This is a genomic window from Halostella sp. PRR32 (assembly GCF_034808085.1).
GTDB lineage: Archaea > Halobacteriota > Halobacteria > Halobacteriales > Natronoarchaeaceae > Halostella > Halostella pelagica.
This window is the reverse complement of sequence record NZ_JAXHGL010000194.1, coordinates 1-258: the sequence shown is the minus strand read 5'-3', so window position 1 is coordinate 258 and position 258 is coordinate 1. Positions and strand designations below refer to the sequence as shown.

Here is a 258-nt window from a genome sequence, read left to right as displayed (position 1 = left end):
CGAGGTAGATGCTTGCGAGGTCCGCGATGCCGTCGGTCGGGTTCAGGAGTTCGACCGCGGTCTCGACGAGCCACGGGCCGGCGAGGACGACGGCGGCGAGCACGGGGACGGCGACGGCGATCGCGAGCGCGACGCCGTTGGCGGCGACGCGGCGCGCACCGGATTCGTCGTCGGCGCCGACGCGCTGGCTGACGACGACCTGCGTGCCGACGAACGGCATGATGATGACCGCGAGCATCACGCTCGTCAGCGGGAAGA

At 71.7% G+C, this 258-nt stretch carries 1 protein-coding gene; it reads right to left on the bottom strand.

Annotated features, from left to right (window positions below; translation table 11 throughout):
- Window positions 1–258, bottom strand: a 258-nt coding sequence (locus SM753_RS20850; RefSeq protein WP_323192961.1) for an MATE family efflux transporter, incomplete at both ends; no start/stop codon positions are given.